23 protein-coding genes are annotated in these 21831 nt (G+C 39.8%); 16 read left to right on the top strand and 7 right to left on the bottom strand.

Annotation, left to right across the window (positions count from 1 at the left end; translation table 11 throughout):
* Positions 1 to 415 precede the first annotated feature (415 nt).
* Positions 416 to 1009: a general stress protein gene (locus FQ085_RS02390; protein ID WP_058384690.1), complete on the top strand. Its 594-nt coding sequence runs from the start codon at positions 416 to 418 to the stop codon at positions 1007 to 1009.
* Positions 1010 to 1121: 112 nt separating this feature from the next.
* Positions 1122 to 1991 (top strand): general stress protein, encoded by an 870-nt coding sequence (locus tag FQ085_RS02385; RefSeq protein ID WP_058384691.1) that lies wholly within the window; start codon positions 1122 to 1124, stop codon positions 1989 to 1991.
* A 40-nt stretch (positions 1992 to 2031) separates the two neighbouring features.
* On the opposite strand, the gene brnQ is transcribed toward FQ085_RS02385, so the two are convergent.
* The 3 genes from brnQ to FQ085_RS02370 all read right to left on the bottom strand — a co-directional run bounded on the left by brnQ (position 2032) and on the right by FQ085_RS02370 (position 4028).
* Positions 2032 to 3357 carry a branched-chain amino acid transport system II carrier protein gene (gene brnQ / locus FQ085_RS02380; RefSeq protein WP_149455805.1) on the bottom strand — a complete coding sequence of 442 codons (1326 nt, stop codon included), beginning with the start codon at positions 3355 to 3357 and terminating at the stop codon, positions 2032 to 2034.
* Positions 3358 to 3474: 117 nt separating this feature from the next.
* A complete protein-coding gene (locus FQ085_RS02375; protein ID WP_058384693.1) occupies positions 3475 to 3660 on the bottom strand; it encodes a CsbD family protein in 186 nt (61 codons plus the stop codon).
* A 65-nt stretch (positions 3661 to 3725) separates the two neighbouring features.
* Positions 3726 to 4028 carry a hypothetical protein gene (locus FQ085_RS02370; protein WP_058384694.1) on the bottom strand — a complete coding sequence of 101 codons (303 nt, stop codon included), beginning with the start codon at positions 4026 to 4028 and terminating at the stop codon, positions 3726 to 3728.
* A 106-nt stretch (positions 4029 to 4134) separates the two neighbouring features.
* Between FQ085_RS02370 and FQ085_RS18245 the strand changes: the two genes are divergently transcribed.
* Positions 4135 to 4263, top strand: coding sequence for an NAD-dependent epimerase/dehydratase family protein (locus tag FQ085_RS18245; protein WP_262499737.1), 129 nt, complete (start codon positions 4135 to 4137; stop codon positions 4261 to 4263).
* Between the two features lie 375 nt (positions 4264 to 4638).
* Positions 4639 to 5715 carry a glycosyltransferase family 4 protein gene (locus FQ085_RS02365; RefSeq protein ID WP_149455804.1) on the top strand — a complete coding sequence of 359 codons (1077 nt, stop codon included), beginning with the start codon at positions 4639 to 4641 and terminating at the stop codon, positions 5713 to 5715.
* A gap of 104 nt (positions 5716 to 5819) precedes the next feature.
* Here FQ085_RS02365 and FQ085_RS02360 read toward each other — a convergent pair whose 3' ends face one another.
* Both FQ085_RS02360 and FQ085_RS02355 read right to left on the bottom strand, forming a co-directional pair.
* Positions 5820 to 6857, bottom strand: a complete 1038-nt coding sequence (locus FQ085_RS02360; RefSeq protein ID WP_058384696.1) for an LCP family protein — start codon at positions 6855 to 6857, stop codon at positions 5820 to 5822.
* Positions 6858 to 7015: 158 nt separating this feature from the next.
* Entirely contained in the window at positions 7016 to 7651 is a 636-nt protein-coding gene (locus tag FQ085_RS02355; RefSeq protein ID WP_149455803.1) for a YigZ family protein, read from the bottom strand.
* Positions 7652 to 7806: 155 nt separating this feature from the next.
* On the opposite strand from FQ085_RS02355, the gene FQ085_RS02350 reads away from it, so the two are divergent.
* Together FQ085_RS02350 and FQ085_RS02345 are read left to right on the top strand one after the other, a co-directional pair.
* Positions 7807 to 8952, top strand: a complete 1146-nt coding sequence (locus FQ085_RS02350; RefSeq protein ID WP_149455802.1) for a sensor histidine kinase — start codon at positions 7807 to 7809, stop codon at positions 8950 to 8952.
* A 27-nt stretch (positions 8953 to 8979) separates the two neighbouring features.
* Positions 8980 to 9654, top strand: coding sequence for a response regulator transcription factor (locus FQ085_RS02345; protein ID WP_058384699.1), 675 nt, complete (start codon positions 8980 to 8982; stop codon positions 9652 to 9654).
* A gap of 94 nt (positions 9655 to 9748) precedes the next feature.
* Here FQ085_RS02345 and FQ085_RS02340 read toward each other — a convergent pair whose 3' ends face one another.
* Positions 9749 to 10357, bottom strand: coding sequence for a 3'-5' exonuclease (locus FQ085_RS02340; protein ID WP_058384700.1), 609 nt, complete (start codon positions 10355 to 10357; stop codon positions 9749 to 9751).
* Between the two features lie 133 nt (positions 10358 to 10490).
* Here FQ085_RS02340 and FQ085_RS02335 point away from each other — a divergent pair, with 133 nt between their 5' ends.
* From FQ085_RS02335 to FQ085_RS02315, 5 genes are all read left to right on the top strand, one after another.
* Positions 10491 to 11060, top strand: a complete 570-nt coding sequence (locus FQ085_RS02335; RefSeq protein ID WP_058384701.1) for a DUF4440 domain-containing protein — start codon at positions 10491 to 10493, stop codon at positions 11058 to 11060.
* A gap of 90 nt (positions 11061 to 11150) precedes the next feature.
* Positions 11151 to 11984 (top strand): DegV family protein, encoded by an 834-nt coding sequence (locus tag FQ085_RS02330; RefSeq protein ID WP_058384702.1) that lies wholly within the window; start codon positions 11151 to 11153, stop codon positions 11982 to 11984.
* Positions 11985 to 12023: 39 nt separating this feature from the next.
* Positions 12024 to 13346: an ATP-dependent helicase ComFA gene (locus FQ085_RS02325; protein WP_058384703.1), complete on the top strand. Its 1323-nt coding sequence runs from the start codon at positions 12024 to 12026 to the stop codon at positions 13344 to 13346.
* On the top strand, positions 13346 to 14002 hold the full coding sequence (locus FQ085_RS18240; RefSeq protein WP_262499736.1) for a ComF family protein: 657 nt from the start codon (positions 13346 to 13348) through the stop codon (positions 14000 to 14002). The genes FQ085_RS02325 and FQ085_RS18240 overlap by 1 nt, the downstream gene beginning before the upstream one ends.
* Before the next feature lie 36 nt (positions 14003 to 14038).
* Positions 14039 to 14398 carry a PilZ domain-containing protein gene (locus FQ085_RS02315; RefSeq protein ID WP_149455801.1) on the top strand — a complete coding sequence of 120 codons (360 nt, stop codon included), beginning with the start codon at positions 14039 to 14041 and terminating at the stop codon, positions 14396 to 14398.
* A 582-nt stretch (positions 14399 to 14980) separates the two neighbouring features.
* Here FQ085_RS02315 and FQ085_RS02310 read toward each other — a convergent pair.
* The gene (locus tag FQ085_RS02310) at positions 14981 to 15688 is read right to left on the bottom strand and encodes an SDR family NAD(P)-dependent oxidoreductase (RefSeq protein WP_058384705.1); all 708 of its coding nucleotides are present in this window, start codon (positions 15686 to 15688) and stop codon (positions 14981 to 14983) included.
* 126 nt (positions 15689 to 15814) lie between these two features.
* Between FQ085_RS02310 and hpf the strand changes: the two genes are divergently transcribed.
* The 5 genes from hpf (at position 15815) to cccB (ending at position 21812) form a co-directional block, all read left to right on the top strand.
* Positions 15815 to 16384: a ribosome hibernation-promoting factor, HPF/YfiA family gene (hpf, locus tag FQ085_RS02305; RefSeq protein ID WP_058384706.1), complete on the top strand. Its 570-nt coding sequence runs from the start codon at positions 15815 to 15817 to the stop codon at positions 16382 to 16384.
* Positions 16385 to 16690: 306 nt separating this feature from the next.
* On the top strand, positions 16691 to 19207 hold the full coding sequence (secA, locus tag FQ085_RS02300; protein WP_149455800.1) for a preprotein translocase subunit SecA: 2517 nt from the start codon (positions 16691 to 16693) through the stop codon (positions 19205 to 19207).
* A 62-nt stretch (positions 19208 to 19269) separates the two neighbouring features.
* Positions 19270 to 20371 (top strand): peptide chain release factor 2 gene (gene prfB / locus FQ085_RS02295; protein WP_143039566.1). Its coding sequence is split into 2 segments (ribosomal slippage): positions 19270 to 19341 and positions 19343 to 20371, totalling 1101 coding nucleotides; the frame shifts between segments, so codons are not numbered across the junction.
* Between the two features lie 220 nt (positions 20372 to 20591).
* The gene (locus tag FQ085_RS02290; RefSeq protein ID WP_410477393.1) at positions 20592 to 21422 is read left to right on the top strand and encodes a YitT family protein; all 831 of its coding nucleotides are present in this window, start codon (positions 20592 to 20594) and stop codon (positions 21420 to 21422) included.
* 51 nt (positions 21423 to 21473) lie between these two features.
* On the top strand, positions 21474 to 21812 hold the full coding sequence (cccB, locus tag FQ085_RS02285) for a cytochrome c551 (protein ID WP_058384709.1): 339 nt from the start codon (positions 21474 to 21476) through the stop codon (positions 21810 to 21812).
* Positions 21813 to 21831 lie beyond the last annotated feature (19 nt).

Genomic DNA, 21831 nt, shown 5'->3' with positions numbered 1-21831 from the left:
GAAGAAAATAGATCACCAAGTACAATGATTGCCGCCTCCACATCCTGTTTTTCACTTTGATTTATGTCTTTAAGCTATGATATCATCAATTTTCGAAATAAACTGCTTTTTTATATTAGAATTATGAGAAAATGAAAAAAAGGTAAAATATGCCTACTTCGGTAAATGTTGAATGCAGAAAAATGAAAATATCTTTTTAAATAGATCTATTGAACTATTACCTAGAAGGAAATTAATGTTTCTGTCTAATCTTCTTTTCCACGATTACTAGTAATAAGAACAAATACACGATTTGACAAATCGTAACTAGTGAAGAAGAGATTTTTCTTACTCTAATGACAAAATAGTTTATTGGATGCCCAATAAGGGGTAAACATTACGTATAATAGTCTATTAAATTGACGGAGGTTTTCAAATGAGTTCACACACTAAAGTGCTGGCAGTAGTTTTCTCAGAAAGTGATTTGCAGAAAAAAATTGGGGAATTAAAAAGCCAAGGCTACAAGGAGCAGAATCTTCATATCATGGCTAAAGACACATCGCATTTTGAAGAGTATTCATTTGATAAACAAGAAGTTGATACGTTTACTGATAAATTTAAAGGATTCATTTCTGGAGACAGTGGTGTTCGTGAGGGAGTAAAATCGTTAAAGCTCTCAGAAACGGAAACCGCACGGTATACTGCAGATCTTGCAAAAGGCGGAATTCTTCTCTACCAAGATGAAGATGAAGAAACGATACTCGATACGATTTCTGTTAACGAAGTAAGTGCAGAAAAAGAAAAAACAAATGATTCGCAAAGACAGCAATTCATTAATTCTGTCGATAATAATTTTGATGAACAAGAAGACCGCTTTGAACGAGGAGAAACATTCCAACAAGACCCTACATTAATTCAAGACGAAAGACACAATTCATTTACTACTCAGGAAAATCCTGAAGTTGAAAAAGCTAGAGGCGGTTCTAGTGAAGCTGAAAAACATAGCCAGAGCGATAAGAAATATAAATAGAACTTTACTGTATCTTGAGCTCTCGGGTAAGAATTAAGCAGTTTTGCAGGTTTCGAAGATTGCGATGACGAGGTAAGTAAAGACAATAACAGTACACAGGAGGTTTAATAAAATGAAATCAGGAAATCGTGAATTTGAGATCGTTTACAGCAAGTCAGAAATGGAAACAGTAATTGAGTCATTAAAAACAAAGGGTTATCGTGAAGAAGATATTCATGTGATGGCCAATGATAGAGAAGTAATTGACTCTGCAGGTAGCAAAGGGGTTCATGCGAATCAGGCAAACTCTTTTTCCAATCGCTTTAAAACGCTGCTAAGTGGAAAAGACGTTGTAAGAAAAGAATTAGACCGTTTTAATATGAGTAAAGATAGAACAGATGATTATGAACGTAAAATTGAAAAAGGTGCCGTTCTTCTTTATACGGACGGAGAAGGAAGATCAGGTGAAGAGGAAAATTTTTCGTCTTTCGATGATTCAAATAGCTCAATAAATCTAGAAGAAGGAACTGCTGGTACGCCTAGTTCCGGAACAGTCACTCGCCACCAAGCAAGCAATCCTGGATCTGATGAAATTTACGCACGAGAAGTTTCTAGAGAAGACCAACATGTACGTTCTAGTGACAATGATCGTCTGCAGGATTCTCGCTTAAAGGGTGATGAAATTCACCCGACCAGTGGGTTGAAAAAGGATGAAGGTTCTACTCTCGAGAAAGAATTAGATCATGAACCAGCTCTTCAAACAAAAGAAGGTGCGGAAAATCTATTACACGAAGAGGGTATAAATAATCGGCAAGATGAACCTTCACCAGGCGCAGATCCAAATTTAGGCCCAGCTCCGTTTGGGAGAAACTCTGAAGAAGAGGAACTGATGAACAACCGACAAGGTGATTTTAAAGAAGGCGCAAATCCCCACGAACATCGCGATATTGAGAGTCAAAAAAATAAAGACGATAAAAACCCACCAACACAAAGACTATTTTAAATTCAAAAGAGCTTTCCCGATAGTAATCGGGAAAGCTCTTTTAGTTTTTACTATGTGTAGAATGCGCAATTATAATTCCTATCGAAGTTCCGATGACAGCTGGGAGAATCCAGCCAATCCCTTGTTCAAAAAACAGTAAATACTGGAAAATTGAATCTATTTGTTCGAAAGCAATCCCAGTTGAACGTAAGGCATCGAAAATACTGACAACTGCAGTTACAGAAAGAGCAATTACATAAACGAAAGGTTTTCTGTAAAATAGATGGTCAAAAAATGACAATACTACAAGAACGATGGCTACAGGGTAAATAGCCAGTAGCACCGGTAGAGAAATAGCAATCAGCTGTGTTAAGCCGACATTTGCAATGGTAGCGGAAAACGATGCGAACAAAAATACATAAGTGATATAAGAAAACTTAGGTAAAATCTTAAAGAAAAATTGAGCGGTAGCAGATACTAAACCGATGGAAGTCGTCAGACAAGCAAAGGTGATTGCTGCAGACAGGATAATTCCTCCGATTTCTCCATATAAGACACGTGACGCCATGGCGATAATCATGCCGCCGTTATCTTGAAGGCCGATAGCTTCCACGCTGGTTGCACCAATATAACTTAACGACAAGTAGACAGCAGATAAACCAATAGCAGCAATAAACCCTGCATAAGCAGTAGTCCTTAAGATGATTCTAGTATCGGTAATTCCCTTACTCCGAATAGATTGAATAATAACAATTCCAAAAACCAGTGCGGCAATAGCATCCATCGTAAGGTACCCTTGTAAGAAGCTTTCAAAAAAAGCTTCCGTATCGTAATTTCCGATAGGTGACTTTATGGGGCCCATGGGTGTTAGAAAGCTTTTTATAGCTAACAGCCCAATAACTACTATTAATAAAGGTGTTAAAATTTTACCAATTCTATCAACTAATTTTGTCGGGTTCATCGCGAACAAAACAGTAATAGCGAAAAAGACAAAGGTGAAAATTAGTAAAGACCAAAAAGAATCAGCGAAACTGGCTGGTAGAAAAGGAGAAGCACCAATTTCAAAAGCAACAGTAGCTGTACGCGGGATTCCGAAAAAGGGACCGATAGCTAAATAAACAATTAACGTGAATACGATACCGAATAATGGATGGACGCGTCCGGCAATGGATTGAAGATCTCCGCCCGCTTTTGCAATAGCGAGAATACCTAATAATGGAAGACCGACCCCTGTTAATAAAAAACCGGTAATAGCAACAAATAATTGATCACCGGCGAGTTGACCCAAATAAGGGGGAAAGATGATATTCCCTGCTCCCAGAAACAAAGCAAAAAGCATAAGTCCAAGGGTCAGAATATCCATTTTTGTAAGCGCCTTCTTTATCATTATAAGCTCCTTAATAAATAACATTTATACACGGTTATTTATTATAACAGAATGCTTTAATTTTTGAAAACTTTTAAAAACCAAAAAGAAAAACCCGGTTATAAAACCGGGTTTTTCTTATTTCTTATCATTATTTTTGAAATCGCCAATCTTATCTTGAATATTGCCTTTAGCTTTATCCATTTTGCCTTCAGCCTGCGTACTCGAATCATTAGTAGCATTACCGATTTGGTCTTTAATTTCGCCTTTGCCTTTGTTTACTGCACCTTTTAATTTGTCGGAAAATCCTTTGTTATCACTCATCAATGATTCCTCCTTTAAATTTTAACTTACTACTACTAATAACCTTCTATTGAATAAGTTAAACATCAAAGCGGACAATCTGTTGGAAGTTTAAGGTTTAACAAAGTTTGTTTAGCGGTATCTTTAACAGTAATGCATAAATCTTCTTTACTCAGCCTTTTCAACGTTTGAAGAGGGGTATTGGCGTTTATAGCAACACTGAATCTCACTTCTGGGTGTTGATCCATAGACAAGTCAACAAGTAGTCCTTCACAGTTGATAACTTTTGCGAGATCTGCGCGGCGCTGGTAATCCATTTTCAATACAGCAGCTTCATCTGAATGTGTCCACACCTTTTTCAGTGAGTAGATTTGAAGCGTGTCATCCATCTGGTTTACACCCCTAATAAAATAATAGAAAATTCTTTATATTCCATTCAATATATCATACTATTAAGAAAAAAGTAAGTAAAATTACTTATAAAGGAGTGAGGAAATGATGGTATTAGTCCTTGAAGGCACTTCTTTTGTAGGGAGACATATGGTAGAGAAACTATTGGGCAAAGAGCATGAAGTAGTTTTGTTTAATCGAGAAAAAAGTAATCCTCGATTTTTCCGAAATTAAGATGGTTCGAGTGAATTTTCAGAGGGTTTCATACGTGTGGATAATGACAAGGCGAAAAGAGCAGGACTTGTATTTCATACTCTCCAACCGACCTACTTGAATGGAGTGGCAAAAAAGAAGTTTCAATTTTGAAAGTAGGCATAAGCAAAGAAAAAGAGAGAGAGTTATTACTAGGTGACGAAATAAGAACGCCTGATTAACGAAATTATCAGTTGAACAAGAGTGTGGAAACTTTCTGAGGAAAAATACGTCCCACTTGTAAGGAAGAAAGAAGCTTGAAAAGCTTAAAGACAAGTATGTTTTTATTCATTTATTGCTGGGGCATGTTATAATACCAATTGGATATGTATAGAAGATACTTTAAGGAGGAAAGATATGCTATACCTCATGATGGCCTTGGCATTTATCGCTTCGATTGTGCTAACTCCAGTTGTCAAACGCATTGCCTTTCGTGTAGGGGCAGTTGACAAACCGAATTATCGAAAAGTTCATGCGAGAATTATGCCGCGATTAGGCGGATTAGCCATTTTTGGTTCGTTTTTAATTGCGTATTTTATATTTAAGCCTCAAGATCCAATTTCAAATGCTATTGAAGCTTCATTTATTCCCATTGAAACAGCGATTATTATAGGTGCTTTATTGATTATCATTACAGGGGTACTGGATGATATGTACGAAATCAGTGCCAAAGCAAAATTAGTTGGGCAATTGGTTGCCGCTGGAATCGTCGTAATTGGTGGGGGGCTCGAAATTTCTTTTATTAACCTGCCATTTGGTGGAGTATTGGATTTTGGCTACTTTAGTATTCCACTGACTGTTCTATGGATTGTTGGAATTACCAATGCAATCAATTTAATTGATGGGCTTGATGGATTGGCTGCTGGGGTATCAACGGTTGCCTTATTAACTTTAGCAGCTATGGCGTTTATTATGGGCGACGTTTATGTGATGTCAATGGCTGCTTTGCTAGCCGCCAGCACTTCAGGATTTTTGGTTTATAATTTTCATCCTGCCAAAATATTTATGGGGGACACGGGTGCATTATTTCTAGGATTTATGATTTCAGTGCTAGCATTGATGGGCTTTAAAAACGTCACAGTTGTCGCATTGATCATTCCTATTATTATGTTGGGTGTTCCAATTTCAGATACGTTTTTCGCTATCGTTCGTCGAGTTCGTGAGAAAAAATCAATATCAGAAGCGGATAAATCTCACCTTCACCATTGCCTGTTAAATATCGGATTTTCGCATAGTCAAACTGTTTTAATTATCTATGGAATTGCCGCTTTGTTTGGTCTTGCAGCACTCTTGTTTTCGCAAGCTACATTGTGGGGAGGCATTTTGCTAATTAGTATTATGCTGCTCGCTATAGAGCTTTTTGTAGAGGTAGTTGGTTTGGCAGGGAAAAATTACCGTCCATTATTAAATTTAGTGCGTCTGATTGGGAAATAAAGAGATTGAACTCGAAGCTTATCGCTTTTGGTTCAATTTTTTTTGTGGAAAAAGGTTTTCTCAGTTATTAACTAGTTCGATTCAATAAAAAAACACCGCAGTTTTCACTGTGGTGTTTCGTTTTCTTCAGTTGGGTAATCAGCAATTTCTCGATGAGTGCCCATATCAGTTAAATTAGACGTATCCGGTTTCAATCCCAAATGGCTTTGCAATACGTCTTGAATTTCTAGTAAGGACTCTTGTTCTAACTGCCAATAATAAATGCCGGTTGACATGTCATCATAGCCATCAAGTGTCATCGTTTCGACATCCGGTTTGCCATCTTTGGCATATTCGAACAATGCACGCATGTTTTGGAAACTTAAATCTGTTTTCATATTATCTCCAACTGCCTCAAAGACATCTCCATATTTAGTAATAGATCCGGCTGATAAAGCGCGGTCCATAATGGATTCTAAAATCATTTGTTGGCGTTTTCCACGCTCAATATCATTGTCGTAATGACGAGTTCTAGCAAGAGCAAGTGCTTCGCTGCCGTCGAGAAATTGAATTCCCTCTTTTAGTTCAATCGCATTCTTTGAATCATTTTCATCTTGTTCCGTAATATCATAGGGAACTTCCACTTTGATGCCGCCGAGTGCATCAACTACTTCGATAAAAGCATCAAAATTCATACGGAGATAATAATCGACTGGTACATCTAATAATTCTTCTACGCTTTCAATAGTAGAACTTGGTCCGTTTAAAGCATAGGCATGTGTGATTTTATCTTCTTTTCCAGCATCCGGTATAAATGTGTAAGTGTCTCGAGGAATACTAACCAACTTAATGGATTTGTCTGCATTGTTTAACGTAGCCAGTACGAGTGCATCTGAGCGGATATTGCCATCACTTTGATTGCGCTGTTCACTGTCGTCGACTCCGATAAATAAGATGGAAATGTTATCTGTAAGCGGTTCAACATCTTCATTTATATTACCGACAGGTTCATAAGCGGTATCCACTGCAGATTCAGCTTCCTTAATTAAGTAAATGCCGTAAGCAGAGACACAGATAAGTAGCGAGACAGCTAAAGTAACGATTATTTTGATAATCGTTCTTTTTTTGTCTACTTTCGTTTTCCGATAAATTTTTCGGTTCATCTCTATTGCTCCTCTATGAATTATGGGCTAACCGAGTAGTTGATACGGATCAATCCAATCTTTTAATGAAAACGTATTAATTTTTTTAAAAGTCTGTTTCATTTTTCTATGCTTTTGACAGTATACAGTGATTTTTGAGATGCGTAAATGAAAAGAATTTAAGGTGCTGGGAATTCAAGAAATTGGCTGTCTGTAATACTGATATGAGCTTGTCCATTTGTCAGTTCATTTATCCAGTCCATAAACTCTTTTTCTTTTTCAATGGGGACATGAATATAAAGATCAACAGATTCCATATATTCTATATGATTTAGCGGAAATGGAGATTGGCGAATTTCGTTTTCTAGTTTGCCAAGCCATGTATAATCAATGGAAGTTTTCATTAAGAAATGAAGCTTCCTTTCTACGATACCAGCAGCTGAGAGTGCAGCCGATGTGGATTTTCCGTAAGCACGTATCAATCCGCCACTACCTAGCTTAATGCCACCATAATAACGGGTGACAACAACCACAGTGTCTTGTAAACCTTGTTTTTTTAACACTTCGAGCATCGGAAATCCAGCAGTACCGCTTGGTTCGCCGTCATCGTTTGCTTTTTGGATAGAGCCATGTTCTCCAATAAGATAGGCAGAACAGTTATGAGTGGCAGTTCGGTGAAGCGATTTAATCGATTCGATAAATGTAATGGCTTGCTGTTCATTTTCTGCGCGTGCAGCATGCCCAATAAACCTAGATTTTTGGATAAGTATTTCTGCGTTGGCAGTATCGCCTACAGTTGTGTAATTTTCTCGCAATTTGATTCCTCCTGTTGTAAAATGAAATCAGATAATTTGTAACGTATATTTAACATAGTCTTACGTATATAGTGATATACTTATTACAACCGACAAGGTATAAAGAAGCAAGAACAATACCTAGATACAGTCAGTATAGCTAAGGCGGTTTTAAAATGGCAAAGAAAATCGGTGGAAAAGCACCTGATTCTATTTTTAATACAATGTTAGATGGAATGGAACAGGCGAAGCAGGATATTTTCGCCATTAGTGAAGAAAGTCGCCAAAGTTATGAAGTGATGAAAGACGAGCTGGAAGAGGTCCGGATGGATATTACAACGGTCATTGAAACCGGAGATCTTTTAGAAGAAAAAACACGTACTGCCAGGAGGCGTTTAGCGGAAGTATCTCAGTTTTTTGATTCTTTCACTGAAAGTCAGGTTCGTCAAGTGTATGAACAAGCAAACGAGCTTCAAGTACAATTATCCTCTAATCGCAGCGAAGAGAAAAAGTGTCGGCAAAAGCGAGATAAGTTACAGCGACGGCTTCAAACTTTGCTTCAAACAATTGAGCGAACTGAAAGCCTAGTCAATCAAATAAATATTGCTAGCAGTTATTTAGTGTCAGACTTTAAAGATGTCGATGAAGCCATCGATAAGAGTAAGTCAAGTCAAGATTATAGCTTTCGAATCATTGAAGCACAAGAGGAAGAACGAAAGCGTTTATCAAGAGAAATTCATGACGGGCCTGCTCAAATGATGGCGAATGTGCTGCTTCGCTCAGACTTAATTGAAAGAACCTATCGTGAAAAAGGTCCTGAACCGGCTTTTCAGGAAATTACTTCATTGAAGGAAATGGTCAGACAGGCACTTACTGAAGTAAGAAGGATCATTTATGATTTGCGTCCGATGACGCTTGATGATCTCGGTCTAGTACCGACTTTAAAAAAGTACATTGATACTATTGAAGAGTATAATAAGGGCATTAAATTGAAGTTTTTGTCTAAGGGCAAAGAAGAACGATTGCCTAACAACTACGAAACTGCTATTTTCCGTCTTGTTCAAGAAGGTATTTCAAACGCAATCCGTCATGGGAAATCGAATGTAATCACCGTAGAGATGGAATGGTTAAGTGAGCAAGTAAAAATTATGGTAACAGATAACGGCACTGGTTTTGATCAAGGAATTGTAAAGAACCAGTCATTTGGGTTAGCAGGCATGAGAGAAAGGATAGAATTAGTCGAAGGAGACTTCTTTATCAATTCCTCACCTGGGAACGGTACGGTCTTAATGTTTCATATCCCTTTTAAAAAGGGTAAGTAAGATAGGGTATTCGAGGAGGACGACGTAATGACAAAAATTATTATTATTGATGATCATCAATTATTCCGTGAAGGTGTAAAAAGAATTCTGGATTTTGAAAGTTCGTTCGAAGTTGTTGCTGAAGGCGGGGACGGCACCGAAGTTGTCAAATTGTATGAAGAAAATAGACCGGACGTTGTATTGATGGATATCAATATGCCGCAAAAAAATGGTGTAGAAGCTACAGGTGAATTGATTGAGCAATTTCCTGATGCAAAAGTTATTATGCTGTCTATCCACGATGATGAATCCTATGTGACGCACGCATTAAAAACCGGTGCTTTGGGATACATGCTTAAAGAAATGGATGCAGATGCAATTATTCAAGCGATCAAAGTGGTAGCAAAAGGCGGGTCTTATTTACACCCTAAAGTTACACGCAATTTAGTAATGGAATTCCGTCGCTTAAGCGAACGTGAAAACAAAGGCTCTTTCCATCAAACGGAAATTCGCCGTCCATATCATCTTTTGACAAAACGCGAAAGTGAAGTTCTTCAATTGTTGACTGATGGTCAAAGCAATCGTGTCATCGGAGAAACTTTGTTTATCTCTGAAAAAACAGTTAAAAATCACGTATCAAGTATTTTACAAAAAATGCAGGTAAATGACCGGACACAAGCAGTTGTGACCGCCATTAAAAATGGTTGGGTTGAAGTAAGATAATAGAAAAGACGGTGCATCTGCTTAAATGCAGATGCACCGTCTTTTACTTTGTGGATGAATTAAAGGACTTTTTGTTGTCTACTGGTGTTTTTCTTCAGATTCGGTCATAGCAGTACTGGTAGATGGCTGCGGTCGCTAAGCAGTCGCCTAGGGCATCGTGGGCATCGTGTTCGAGTTTTAAAAAAGCTGTTAATGTCGTTAGTTTATGGTTAGGTGTCTGAGTAATGGCTCTTCTGGCTAATTTGACTGTATCGATTACCGTATATTCTGGAATCGGCGTGATTTCTTCCAAGGCGTAAAGAAAGCCCATATCAAAAGGAGCATTATGAGCTATAATGGGCAGCCCGTCGATAAATGCTATGAGTTCATGAGCGACTTCTTCAATTACGGGTGCATCTTGTACATCTTTGTTTGTAATGCCCGTAATTCGAGTAATTGTGCTTGAGATGGAGCATTGGGGATTGATCATCAGGTACATCGTGTCTTTGCGCTCATGATTGAGGTATCTGACCGCACCGATTTGAATGATTTTATCACTTCCTGCACGCAAGCCTGTCGTTTCAAAATCTAAGACGATATAATTTTCGACTTTTTGCATACTTGATTTATATCTTTTAGGACGAGCAGGTTGTTTACGGCTCCATTGAGGGCGCGTTTCTTTCATTTTTTGTTCTAGAATTTGTCTGGCATCTCTTTTTTCCAAATGGTTTCCTCCTTTATTTGTACATACTAGTGTATCGTAAAACTAAAAAAAATTCTGTTTTGACAGATGACACAGTTTCTTCATTGTATTCGCCATCTGCCTATGGCAAAATGAAGCGCAGGAGGAATGCATGATGAAAAAAATGATTATTGCAGTTGGTCTCATTTTGACACTCGCTGCCTGTTCAGATTCTGAAGAACCCTCTGTCAATGAAAATACAGTTGAAGATGGTAATGCAGCAAGTGAGAACAATGCAGTCGAGCATGGTATTGATGAGGAAAAAGAAGAACAAGTGGGCTTTACGGTGGATGATGAAGGAAATATCCTAGCGGCTGAAGTGCCAGAAGAACCGGCACGCGAACTTTTAGCAGCTTATGATGAGTATATCGCGGCTTTTAATGCGGAAGATATCGATCGTTATATGGAAACTATTGCAGAGAAACCGGACGGATTTAATCGCGAGGAAGACAAAGCTGCATTGGTTCAAGCTTTTAAAGCTTACGATAGTCAATATGAAACAAGTGATGAAACAATCGTAAAATATGAAGAGAATCGAGCCGAAGTTTTTGCATCACTTAATGTTCACATGAAGGATGCTAACTCGGACGATGCGGTTGAACAATCGGCACGTCAAGTTGTCATATTTAAAAAAGAAGACGGCGAGTGGAAAGTAAACGGCGTTCACCTTGTCGGCAATCAATAAAAAGTTTCCGCTTTTTGCGGGAATTTTTTTATTTTGTCTAATCTATTAATGTCTTTTTTGATAAACTAACAGAGGGGGGCTGATTCATTAATGAAAACGGCAGTTGTTACAGATAGTACGTCTTATTTACCTAAAGAAAAACTTGAAAAGCTCAACATTCACATGGTTTCGCTAGAAGTAACATTTGGAAACGAATCATTTAAAGAAGCAGAAATGACGGAGGAAGAATTTTATCGGAAAGCCAGAGACGAATTTCCAAAAACGTCGCAGCCACCTTTAGGGGAATTTGTTGAACTATATAGCAAACTATCATCCCATCATGAAGAAATTATTTCCATTCACTTATCAAGTGGCATTAGTGGAACTTACGCAGGTTCGCAACAAGCGGCAGAAATGGTTGATGGCGTAAAAGTTTATTCTTTTGATTCGGAACTTACATGTGCTCTTCAAGGATTTTATGCTGTGAAAGCGGCAGAGATGGCTAGAGACGGCGCAGATGCTCAAACGATATTGGTGGAATTACATGAAATGAAGAAAACGTTGAGAGCTTACTTCATGGCAGAAGACCTGAAGCACCTTCAGCGTGGTGGAAGATTGTCCAGTGCACAAGCTTTAGTTGGTGGTATGTTACAAATCAAGCCTATTTTGCATTTCCAGAACAAAGTGATTGTTCCTTTCGAAAAAATTCGGACACGTAAAAAGGCGATGAATCGAATGGTCGACTTGTTAAAAGAAGCAAGTAAAGATGGGCAAAAACTACAAGCAACTGTTATTCACGCAAATCGTTTAGAAGATGCACAACGGTGGCAAGAATACCTAGAAACTGAATGTCCACAAGTGGACTTTGAAATTTCCTGTTTTGGACCGGTTATTGGCACACATTTAGGAGAAGGAGCAATGGGTCTTGGTTGGGTAGAAAAATAATCCTACTGAGACTTTTTCTCTATCGAAAGGTGGTTGAAAATGGATCAATTAGAAGAATTTTTGACTGGTAGAATATGGCTTAGGGATTTTGGTCCTTTCTCTAAAGAGCAAGTGGATAAAGCGATAGTAAGTGGTTTTGTCAATGTCCGTTTGGGTATTACTGCAGAAAAACAATGCATCAGATGCCTTGAAAAATCTATACACAAAATTATTCCATATTGTTGTGAGGCGTGTCAGAAAATCTGCTATTACTGCCGAAACTGTCTAAAGATGGGGCGTATCAGTTCTTGTACCGAGTTGATTACGTGGGCACTCCCTTCCCAAAAACTTCCTCAGCACCATTCATTAAATTGGACGGGCAAACTTACTCCTCTACAAGAAATAGCCTCACAAGAAGTACAACAAAGTCTCTTACAAAAAAATGATCATCTTATTTATGCTGTCTGTGGAGCTGGGAAAACCGAACTGCTTTTTGCACCAATCTTCGATGCTTTAAAGAAGGGACTGCGAGTTTGTATTGCGGCTCCAAGAACAGACGTAGTATTAGAGCTAACCCCACGCTTGCGCGCTGCATTCTCGACAACCACTATTCATAGTTTATATGGAGGTTCTCCAGTTGAACCGGGATTTGCGCAGCTTGTCATTGCAACAACGCATCAGCTGTATCGATTCGAAAATGCTTTTGACGTCTTGATTGTCGATGAAGCGGATGCGTTTCCCTATTCTTATGATCCTGCGTTGAAACGAGCTGTTTTAAAAGCGAAGAAAAAAGAAGCACCCATTGTCTATGTATCAGCAACTCCTTCGGATCAGTTAGTTAAGCACGTTAATAATAAATCGCAACTATTTCGGCGTTTTCATGGTTATCCGCTACCGGTTCCGGAATTCCGGTCTTTGTGGGGATACGAGAAAGATTTTGCGAAAGGAAAAATCCCTAAAAAGTTAAATGCATGGGTAGATGAAAAGATAGAAAAGAAACAACCTTTTCTCTTGTTTTTCCCAACAATTGACTTGATTGAACAAGCGGTTGTTTTGTTTCAAAAAATACATCCAACAATCGAGGCTGTTCATTCAAAAGATGTAGATAGAAAAGAAAAAGTTTTGAAACTGCGTCAAAGACAAATCCCTGGTGTCTTGACTTCAACGATTCTAGAACGCGGAATAACAATTCCAAATGTCCAAGTTGCAGTGGTAGGTGCAGATCAATCAGTTTTCGATGCCGCTGCATTGATCCAAATTGCAGGAAGAGTTGGAAGAGCTAGTGATTATCCAAATGGAGAAATCGTATTTTTCCATAACGGCATTGTGCGACAAATGGATCAAGCTAAAAAAACCATTATTTCTTACAATGGAGGACGATAATGAATTGTTATTTATGTGACAGCCATATGCCACTCCAAGTAACTTGGCGAAGTATCTTTTTCAATGAACTAGAAGAGGTTATTTGCAAGCGCTGCCGAAACAGTTTTGAGCGAACAGTAGCAGGTTGTCCGCTATGCAGCGCCCGCGTGGAAGGAAAATGTTTGGATTGCTGTGAATGGGAAACGACCGAATATAAGGGGATCATCGACTCAGGAAAAAGCTTATACCATTATAATTCAGCTATGAAAGAATATTTGCACCAATATAAATTTTTGCAAGACGTGGCATTATCCGAAGTTTTTGCGACGCTCTTGAAAGAACAACTGCGTGATCATTCGTCGGTCATCGTTCCGATACCGATGAATGAAGCAAAACTGAAAGTCCGAACTTTTTCTCAAGTTGATCGATTGCTGGATGCGGCGTCTATTCCATATACACATCTTCTAGGGAAAAGTGAAGTAGGTATAGGGGATAAACCAAAGCTTGAGAGAATGGCTTTACAAGATGTCTTTTGGTGGAATGGAAAACCTGTCCCTGAAAAAATATTGCTATTTGACGATGTGTATACAACAGGAAGTACGATGCGTTTAGCAGCTAAAGTTTTAAAAGATAAAGGTGCTAAGGAAATTAAGATGATGACGCTAATTCGAGCATAACCATCGTTCAAAACAAAAAACTTGGGAGTGACCACGATGTTTTATAAACGCTTAGAAAGCTTTCGCTACACATTTGGGGCACCGCCAGAAATCTATTTACAATTGCTGGATTCAAACAACAAGGACGCCTTATCTCAGAAGGTTTATTGTCTACTGCTTGATATTTCTCCTAAAGGAGCAAAACTATTTACTGAGGAAGAATTGGCGACGAGACAAAAAAAGGCGCGTATGAAATTTATCTTAAATCACGAAACAATAACAGTAGATGCAACGATTGTCTGGAAACAAAAATATGAAGAAGGCTGGTTATATGGTGCGGATTTTGAGCGCAACACAGTAAAGGAAATGCTTATTTTAAACGAAATTAGAGAGTTGAAAGAAATAGAGATGAATTAAAAAAACCGGCAGCTGCCGGTTTTTTAATTCAGAAAAATTTTCAATATAATTGATGCCCGTCGAAACTAGATGGCTGCTTCCGCTTTTCTTAGTGTCCAGACTCCAGCGCCTAGCTCCTCGGGACATAAGTCAACCCAGCTGCGTGGCAAAGAGCGCCACACTGCTGGTCTGTCTTATGCCTGTCAGAGCTGACCAGGCGCTTCCGCTTTTCTTAGTGTCCAGACTCCAGCGCCTAGCTCCTCGGGACATAAGTCAACCCAGCTGCGTGACAAAGAGCGCCACACTGCTGGTCTGTCTTATGCCTGTCGGAGCTGACCAGGCGCTTCCGCTTTTCTTAGTGTCCAGACTCCAGCGCCTAGCTCCTCGGGACATAAGTCAACCCAGCTGCGTGGCAAAGAGCGCCACACTGCTGGTCTGCCTTATGCCTGTCAGAGCTGACCAGGCGCTTCCGCTTTTCTTTAGTGTCCAGACTCCAGCGCCTAGCTCCTCGGGACATAAGTCAACCCAGCTGCGTGGCAAAGAGCGCCACACTGCTGGTCTGCCTTATGCCTGTCAGAGCTGACCAGGCGCTTCCGCTTTTCTTTAGTGCTCGTAGATCATTTTTCTTGTCATGCCGCCGTCGATATTTAGGCATTCACCCGTAATGAATGAATTTTGTGGGTTACTTAGAAACAGACAGGCGCGAGCAATGTCTGCAGGTTCTCCAACTCTTCCGCTCCAATGTTGCTGATGATCGCTATCTCTTAGGTCAGTATGGTCTCCAGTGTGAATCCAGCCTGGAGCTATCGAGTTGACGCGAATTCCTTTTTCACTGAACGTAGCGGCCAGCGAATGGGTCAACGCGAAAATGCCACCTTTTGATGCCGAATAAGTTTCGGTATGAGGTTCGGACATAAAAGCGCGTGTTGAAGTCATATTGATAATTGAACGAATGTCTTCTGTCATGTAACGAGCCGCTTCTCGACTGCAAATGAAAACACTCTTTAAGTTGGTATCGATCACTCGATCCCACTCCTGTTCGTCTACTTCCCAAATCGATTTAAAGGTCGACAGCCCAGCATTGTTAATTAGTGCGTGGATGGCGCCGTAGTCTGCATGGAGTTCTTTAAATACAGATATAACTTCACCAAAATTTCCGACGTCGCATTTTCGGTATTCGACGTCCTTTAATTCGACTGGATTGATATCCAATCCAATGACGCGTGCGCCTTCAGCGGCAAAATGCGCTGCAATATGATTGCCTATTCCTTCAGCTGCGCCTGTGACTATGACAGTCTTCTCCTTAAACATGAGCTTCATCTCCTTGTATTGTAGTTTACCTGAAATAAAATTTTTAAAACTTTTTTTGGTTTTAAGAAGGGAAGACAAGGGAATGTGTAGAATTGTATAGATAGCACAATAGAAGGAGGAGTTAATATGTTGCAATTCAACATTAGAGGCGAAAATATCGAGGTAACTCCCGCAATACGCGATCATATTGAAAAGAAAGTAGAAAAAATTGAACGTTATTTCACAGACGGTGCAAATGCTACCGCAATGGTCAACTTGAAATCGTATAATCATAACCAAACAAAAGTGGAAGTTACAATACCTATGAAAAATTTAACATTACGTGCTGAAGAGCGGCATGACGATATGTATGCAGCAATAGATTTGATTGTTAGCAAATTAGAGCGTCAAATCCGTAAATACAAAACGAAAGTAAACCGCAAGTTCCGTGATCGAGATGGTATGGGCGTGTCATTTGCAGTTGCTGAAAATGATACACGCCACCAAAACGAAACGGAAGAAGAGGACGAGGATTTCACAATCGTTCGCACGAAGCAATTTGAGTTGAAACCGATGGATGAAGAAGAAGCGGTTTTACAGATGAATATGCTAGGACATAACTTCTTCGTCTTCACGGACGCAGAATCTAATGACACGAATATTGTTTACAAGCGAAAAGATGGAAGTTACGGCTTGATCGAAACTTCTGCACAATAAAAAACGGTGCTTTATCCATTTGATAACCTCACAAAAGCCTCTCAAACCGAGAGGCTTTTGTTTTACGTTTATTTGGAGCAACTCCTTGGTAATCTGCCACATTGCGACAAATTGGTTCTTTAGAACACAACGCCATTATTTGCACGCTTTTCTGCGCAGTGTTAAAATAAATAGTGAGATTTTTTTTGAATAGACTGATGATGATTTTGATAAGTGTATTATTGCTTACTAGGGCACGATAAAAGCTAAAGCAGTCATCCGGTATGTTGAGTATCGGCGGACACTTACGCAAGGAGCGGTATAGATATGTTGGGAGTATTAAATAAGGTATTTGATCCGAATAAACGGGATTTAAAACGATTAGAAAAAGTAGCAGATCGCGTAGAAGCACTAGCTTCAGACTTTGCAGCTTTGACTGACGAAGCATTAAAAGCAAAAACAGAAGAATTTATAGCGCGTCATGCTAAAGGTGAGTCATTAAATGACCTATTGCCAGAAGCATTTTCGACAATTCGTGAAGCATCCAAGCGTGTCCTCGGATTGTATCCATTCCGTGTACAGATTATGGGTGCGGTTTCGTTACATGAAGGTAATATATCAGAAATGAAAACCGGTGAAGGTAAAACCTTAACTTCAACCTTATCTGTTTACTTGAATGCTATTAGTAAAAAAGGCGTCCACGTCGTAACGGTCAACGAATATTTGGCTAGCCGTGATGCTTTGGAGATGGGCGAATTATATGAATGGCTTGGATTGTCTGTTGGATTAAACTTAAATAGTTTGACGAAAGACGAAAAACGAGCAGCGTATCAGGCCGATGTAACATATAGTACAAACAATGAATTGGGCTTTGATTATTTGCGCGATAATATGGTTCTTTACAAAGAAGATATGGTGCAACGTCCACTAAATTATGCAGTCATCGATGAAGTCGATTCTATTTTAATCGATGAAGCACGTACACCGCTGATTATTTCAGGACAGGCAGCCAAAGCGGCTCAATTGTATTTGCAGTCAAACGCTTTTGCTCGTTTGTTAACGAAAGACACAGACTATACCTACGATGAAACAACAAAAGGCGTTGTGTTAACAGAAGAAGGTATCGAAAAAGTTGAAAAAGCATTCGGCATCGATAATCTTTTTGACATTAGCCACGTTCGTTTAAATCACACGATTAACCAATCTTTAAAGGCGTACGTAACCATGCACAAAGACGTAGATTATATTGTTCAAGAAGAAGAAGTTGTTATTGTTGATCAATTTACGGGTCGTTTAATGAAAGGTCGTCGTTATTCTGACGGCTTACACCAAGCGATAGAAGCCAAAGAAGGTTTAGAGATTCAAAATGAATCGATGACGATGGCCACAATTACCTTCCAGAACTATTTCCGTATGTATGATAAATTGTCTGGGATGACAGGTACAGCGAAGACTGAGGAAGAGGAATTCCGCAATATCTACAATATGTACGTTATTGTCATTCCGACCAACAAGCCAATTATTCGTGAAGATCACGTAGATTTGATTTATTCTACGACTGCCGGTAAATACAAAGCAGTAGGGGATGATATTGCTGAACGTAATGCCAAAGGTCAGCCAGTTCTAGTCGGAACAGTGGCCATTGAAACCTCAGAAATCATCTCGGAATATTTGACAAAAAAAGGCATCAAGCACTCTGTGTTGAATGCAAAAAATCATGCACATGAAGCAGAAATAATTTTAAATGCTGGTCAAAAAGGTTCTGTAACAATTGCCACTAACATGGCAGGTCGAGGAACAGATATTAAGCTCGGAGAAGGTGTTATTGAAGCAGGTGGACTTGCAGTTATCGGTACAGAACGCCACGAATCACGACGCATTGATAATCAGTTGCGTGGACGTTCAGGACGTCAAGGTGACCCGGGTGTTACTCAATTTTATCTGTCGCTTGAAGATGATTTGATGCGCCGTTTCGGTTCAGACGCAATGCGTGCGATGATGGGCAAATTAGGAATGGACGATTCCCAACCATTGCAATCGAAAATGGTAACACGTTCTGTTGAATCCGCGCAAAAACGAGTGGAAGGTAATAACTTTGACGCTCGAAAACGTTTGCTTCAATACGATGATGTTCTTCGTCAACAACGAGAAATTATCTACAAAGAGCGTATGGAAGTGCTAGAAACTGAAAATATGCGCGCCCTAGTTGAAAACATGATCAATAGTTCAATTGAGCGTATGGTCTACACGCATACAGCAGAAGAGAAACAAGAAGACTGGCACTTGAAATCATTGACTGAACTGATTGCAGCAAACCTTCTTCCGGAAAACACGGTGACAGAAGCTGTTCTTCAAGGCAAGTCTCAAGAAGAGCTCATTGCATTCATTAAAGAAGCGGTAGCTGTTCGTTACGATGAAAAAGAAGTGGAAATGACGCCTGAGCGGATGCGTGAATTTGAGAAAGTCGTTTTGCTTCGTTCAATCGATACAAAATGGATTGACCACATTGATGCAATGGATCAATTGCGTCAAGGAATTCACTTGCGTGCGTATGGACAAAATGATCCACTTCGTGAATACCAAAGCGAAGGATTTGCAATGTTTGAGGCAATGGTTGAAGCCATTGAAGAAGACGTTGCGAAGTATTCGATGAAAGCTGAAATTCGCAATAACCTCCAGCGTGAGGAAGTTGCAAAAGGTCAAGCCGTTAACCCGAAAGAAGATGGACCAGCTCCGACAAAGAAAAAGGCGCCTGTCCGTAAACAAATGGAAGTTGGCCGCAATGACCTTTGTCCATGTGGCAGCGGCAAAAAGTACAAAAATTGCCACGGTACAGCTTTATAAGAAATGTGTGAAAGGACCGAAGAGCATTTGCTCTTCGGTGTTATTTTGAGGAGGAACAGATGATGGAATTAGCAGACATCCGCAACGAGCTCGACAAATCAGCCAGTAAATTGGCCGACTTTAGGGGGTCACTTTGACTTAGAGAACAAAGAATCCCGCATACAGGAATTAGATGAAATGATGCTTGATCCTGATTTTTGGAACAACCAAGAATCAGCACAAACCGTTATTTCAGAATTGAATGGATTAAAGGAAATCGTTCATACGTATTACGGTTTCATGGAAACGCAAGAAAATATGGAAATGTCTTTAGAGTTATTAAGAGAAGAAGACGATGAAGACTTGCACGAAGATGTCGACAAAGAAATGAAAGAATTCATTTCTAAGTTAGCTGACTATGAATTGACGATGTTGCTTAGCGAGCCATACGATAAAAATAATGCCATTTTGGAATTGCATCCGGGCGCAGGGGGCACGGAGTCTCAGGACTGGTGTTCGATGCTACTACGCATGTATACGCGATGGGCAGAAAAACGTGGCTTCAAAGTTGAAACATTGGATTACCTGGCAGGCGACGAAGCGGGGGTCAAATCCGTTACTCTTGGTATTCGAGGACACAATGCGTACGGATACCTAAAAGCTGAAAAAGGTGTTCACCGTCTAGTTCGTATTTCGCCTTTTGATTCGTCTGGTCGTCGTCATACCTCGTTTGTGTCTTGTGAAGTCATGCCAGAATTCACTGGTGAAATCGAAATTGATATCCGCACTGAGGATCTGAAGATTGATACGTACCGGGCAAGTGGAGCTGGTGGACAGCACATTAATACAACAGACTCCGCTGTTCGAATCACACACCTTCCTACGGGAGCTGTCGTGACGTGCCAGCAGGAACGTTCGCAAATTAAAAACCGTGAAAAAGCAATGCAAATGTTAAAAGCAAAATTATATGCTTTGAAGATTGAAGAAGAAGAAGCTCGTCTTCTTGAGATTCGCGGGGAACAAAAAGAAATCGGTTGGGGAAGTCAAATCCGTTCTTACGTATTTCATCCATATTCGATGGTTAAAGATCATCGTACCAACTACGAAACAGGCAATTTAGGAGCAGTTATGGACGGCGATATTGATGGATTTATCAATTCCTTATTGCGTTCTAAAATGGAATAAGAATAGCAAAGCAACTGAAAGCTATTCTTTTTTAGTTTTGCAAAAAGGCCTGAAAGCCTGCCAGCTTTCAGGCCTTTTTTGGTGATCCTGCTTTACTCAAATGAAGTTCACAAAGCGAGAAGCTTTTGGTATACTCTGACAGGGTTTAATCGAAGAGTAGAAAAGAGGAAGAAACTAAATGACTAAAAAAAATCGTCGTATCCGCAAAGATCCACATCCAATGCTGACGTTTTTCATAGACTATACGAGCGTAATTATAGGGTCAGCGATTGTGGCCATTGCCTTTAATGTATTGTTGTTGCCAAATGAAGTAGCCTCTGGAGGCGTGAGCGGCATTAGTACAATATTGAAAAGTGTACTTGACTGGAGACCAGCATTTGTACAATGGGCTTTTAACATCCCATTGTTTATTGCAGGATTGATTTTGTTAGGAAAAAATTTCGGGATTAAAACGGCTGTAGGCACTGTATTTTTACCACTCGTTGTCTTCTTGACAGAGTCGTGGGAACCGTGGACACTCGACCCCTTGCTCGGTGCTTTGTTTGGCGGGATAATGGTGGGTCTTGGGCTCGGCATTGTCTTCAGAGGCAAAGCTTCTACAGGAGGAACTGATTTAGCTGCACAGATTATTACAAAGTTCACAGGGGTCAGTTTAGGGACAAGTGTTGCAATGATTGACGGCTTTATCGTGCTGGCCGCGGCATTAGTATTTGATATTGAAAAAGGGCTTTACGCATTGATTGGTTTGTATGTAACAACGAAAACAATTGATCTTGTTCAAGTTGGCTTCGGTCAATCAAAATTGGTTTATATCATTACGACGAAACAGAAAGAAATTCGGGACGCGATCTACGATGAAGTTGATCGAGGTGTAACGGAACTCGCTGCTACAGGAGGATATTCGGGAACTGAAAAACCCTTATTAATGGTAGTTATTCCTCAAACAGAATTTACTAGACTAAAACAATTAGTTAAATATATCGATCCATCCGCCTTTGTTATCGTGTCCGATGCTTCTGAAGTTTTGGGAGAAGGTTTCAAACGACCATAACTTTGGTATACTGTAAGAAGAACTAGATAAACTATATGAGGAGGTCACTAAATGAAAAAGCAATTAATGGTCATGCTATTTGGCGCAGCGCTTGTTCTTGGAGCTTGTGGTGGAGAAGATACATCAGAACCTGATGCACCAGCTGACAGCGGCGGAGAAGAAACTGCAGCCGTCGATGCGGAGCAAGTGGTTCAACAAAACTGTATTTCTTGTCATGGTGAGAACTTGGAAGGCGCGGGTAATTTTCCAGCTTTAAATGATGTTGGATCTCGTTTATCAGAAGAAGAGATTCGTTCTGTCATCGAAAATGGACAAGGTGCAATGCCAGCTGGGCTTATTGAAGGCGAAGAAGCTGATGCAGTTGCGAAGTATTTAGCTGAAATGAAATAAACCTGCTGACTAGCAGGTT

The sequence above is a fragment of the Planococcus sp. ANT_H30 genome (assembly GCF_008369335.1).
GTDB lineage: Bacteria > Bacillota > Bacilli > Bacillales_A > Planococcaceae > Planococcus > Planococcus kocurii.
Note: the sequence above shows the minus strand (reverse complement) of the source record. Positions and strands in the feature narration are given on the sequence as shown.